At 69.5% G+C, this 3070-nt stretch carries 2 protein-coding genes; one reads left to right on the forward strand and one right to left on the reverse strand.

The features are described from left to right. Positions 1 to 229 precede the first annotated feature (229 nt). The gene (locus KDL01_RS40075; RefSeq protein WP_212533957.1) at positions 230 to 1042 is read right to left on the reverse strand and encodes a transporter substrate-binding domain-containing protein; all 813 of its coding nucleotides are present in this window, start codon (positions 1040 to 1042) and stop codon (positions 230 to 232) included. A 225-nt stretch (positions 1043 to 1267) separates the two neighbouring features. Here KDL01_RS40075 and miaB point away from each other — a divergent pair, with 225 nt between their 5' ends. After that, complete coding sequence (miaB, locus tag KDL01_RS40080) at positions 1268 to 2965, forward strand: tRNA (N6-isopentenyl adenosine(37)-C2)-methylthiotransferase MiaB (protein WP_246577653.1); 1698 nt, start codon at positions 1268 to 1270, stop codon at positions 2963 to 2965. Positions 2966 to 3070: the final 105 nt, after the last annotated feature.

Genomic DNA, 3070 nt, shown 5'->3' on the forward strand with positions numbered 1-3070 from the left:
GGCTGCCGGATGCGCCAGTGGCCGGTGGGCCTTGCGGATGTGGGTGGATCGGCGGGTCGCGGGGCCCATGCCTGTGGATCGACCGGTAGCTGGCTCGTGGGTGCAGATCGGCCAGTTCTTGGGGTAGGCCGGTGCTGGCTGGCTGGCTGGCTGGCTGGCTGGCTGGCTGGCTGGCTGGCCTGCCGGTCGGCTCGGGTTGCGGCGCCGGCACAGTGGCTTGGCGGCGGGGCTACGAGGACGGCCAGCGGCCTACGTCGGGCAGTTCTAGGGTGAGGCCTTCGGGGCCGAGGGTGGAGTTGAAGATGGCGCGCCAGGTGCCGTTGGCGACGGCCGTGCTCAGGATGGTGTCGATGCCCTGCCTGAGGGCGTTGTCGCCGTACGGCATGCCGATGCCGTAGTACTGCGTCGACGCGTTGGTGTTGATCACCCGGAGGTCGTTCGGGTCTTGGTTGAGGTAGCCGACGAGAAGGGCGTAGTCGGTATAGACGAGTTGGGCTTCGCCCGACTTCACGGCGGTCACGCACTCGCTGTACGTGTTGCGCACGACCGGCGGCTTGTCCAGCGTGACGTTCGCGACCTTGGTGGAGTTGCTGACCTCGCAGACGTCCGTGTCGGGCGTGATGGAGCTGAGGCCGGTGATCTGGTTGTCCGACTTCGCGACCAGGATCGCCTCTGGCGTCGTGAAGTACGGGCCGGCGAAGTAGACGAGCTTCGCGCGGGCGGGGGTGTAGGAGTACGAGGCGACGATGAGGTCCACCGTCTTGTTCTCGAGCTCCGTCTCACGGTCTTGCGAGGCGACCGTGGTGAACTGGATCTGGTCCGCGGTGAAGCCGAGGCCGGCCGCGACGAGGCGGGCGATGAGAATGTCGAACCCGCTGTAGGAGTTGCTGGCGGCGCTGAACTCACCGAGACCCGGCTGGTCGGCCTTGACGCCGATGATGATCTGGCCCGCGTTGTCGTTGCGGGCCTTCATCGCCATCCAGGTGGGGGACTCCGGCAGGCTCGCCGCGGCGTCGACCGGGAAGTCGCCGGTGGTGGCCAAGGGAGAGATGGTGACGCAGCCTTCTGTTACCGCTGCGACCCCCAGGCCCACGGCAAGGCCAAGGAAACCCCGTCTGTGCACCGCTTTCCCACCCCTTAGCGCCGATTCGGCGGCCCTTACGGTCTCGGTGTTGAAAGGTAGCGTGAATCAGTGCCGCGCGTCACCCCGGATTGTCACGGAATGATAACGGACGAGGTCGGTCGCGCAGGGACCTATCCTGGAGGTATGGCGCAGCAAGAAGACGTGAAGAGCTACGACATCCGCACCTACGGGTGTCAGATGAACGTGCACGACTCCGAGCGGCTGGCGGGACTCATGGAGGCGGCCGGCTACGTACGCACGGAGCCCGGTACCGAGGCGGACGTAGTCGTCTTCAACACCTGCGCGGTCCGTGAGAACGCGGACAACCGGCTCTACGGCAACCTCGGGCACCTGGCCTCGGTCAAGGCGCGCAAGCCCGGCATGCAGATCGCCGTGGGCGGCTGCCTGGCCCAGAAGGACCGCGGCGAGGTGCAGCGGCGGGCGCCGTGGGTGGACGTGGTCTTCGGCACGCACAACATCGGCTCGCTGCCCGCCCTGCTCGAGCGCGCCCGCGTACAGGAAGAGGCGCAGCTGGAGATCAAGGAGTCGCTCGAGGCGTTCCCCTCGACGCTGCCCACCCGGCGTGAGTCGGCGTACGCGGCGTGGGTCTCGGTCTCCGTCGGCTGCAACAACACCTGCACCTTCTGCATCGTGCCGGCGCTGCGCGGCACCGAGAAGGACCGTCGGCCCGGGGACATCCTGCGCGAGATCGAGGCGCTGGTCGCGGAGGGTGTGGTCGAGGTCACGCTGCTCGGCCAGAACGTGAACTCCTACGGCGCCGAGTTCGGCGACCGGCAGGCGTTTTCCAAGCTCCTGCGCTCGTGCGGCGGGATCGACGGGCTCGAGCGGGTCCGGTTCACCTCCCCGCACCCGCGCGACTTCACCGACGACGTCATCGAGGCCATGGCGCAGACGCCCAACGTCATGCCGTCGCTGCACATGCCGCTGCAGTCCGGGTCGGACACGGTGCTGCGCGCCATGCGCCGCTCCTACCGCCGCGACCGGTACCTGGGCATCATCGAGCGGGTGCGCGAGGCCATCCCGCACGCCGCGATCACCACGGACGTGATCGTCGGGTTCCCGGGCGAGACGGACGAGGACTTCGAGCAGACGCTCGAGGTCGTGCGCGAGGCCAGGTTCGCCTCGGCGTTCACGTTCCAGTACTCCAAGCGGCCGGGCACGCCCGCGGCCGACATGGACGGGCAGGTGCCCAAGGAAGTCGTCCAGGAGCGCTACGAGCGGCTTGCGGCGCTCCAGGAGGAGATCTCCTGGGCCGAGAACCGCGCGCTCGTCGGCACCGAGGTCGAGTTGCTGGTGGCGGAGGGCGAGGGGCGCAAGGACGGTGCGACGCGGCGGTTGTCCGGACGCGCCCGCGACAACCGGCTGGTGCACTTCGGCGTGGGCGAGACCGAGCAGGCGCAGCTGCCGCGGCCGGGTGACGCGGTGACCGTGGTGATCACGCAGGCGGCTCCGCACCACCTGATCGCGGACGGTGTCGCGGCTGGAGCGGTGAACGGTGCGGCGGGTGCGGCGGGTGCAGTGGGACACGGTGCGGCCGGCAGGACGAACGTCGCGGACCGGGCGCTGAACGGCCTGGCGGGTGTGGCGGGAGATGCTGCGAACGGTGCTGGGTCTGGTGCGGCGATCAGCGGGAACGGCGGGTCGGTGAGCGGCGGGAACGGCGGGTCGGCGATCCGGGTGCTGCGGCGGCTGCCGTCCGGAGACGCGTGGGAACGACGGCAGGCGGCCCCTGCGCAGGATGCGGGGAAGCTCGCGGTCTCGCTGGGGATGCCGTCGGTCGGCGTGCCTGCGCCGCTGCCGACGGCCCAGTCCTGCGGCTGAGCTATAGCGCTGAGCGGCTGAGCTATAACTGAGCCCGCGCCAGCGGGGTGGGCTGGGCTGACTGTCCTCCAGCGGGTGGGCTGAGCTGACTGAATCCGCTAGGGG

It is taken from the genome of Actinospica durhamensis, from assembly GCF_018139695.1.
In the GTDB taxonomy this organism is placed as follows: domain Bacteria; phylum Actinomycetota; class Actinomycetes; order Streptomycetales; family Catenulisporaceae; genus Actinospica; species Actinospica durhamensis.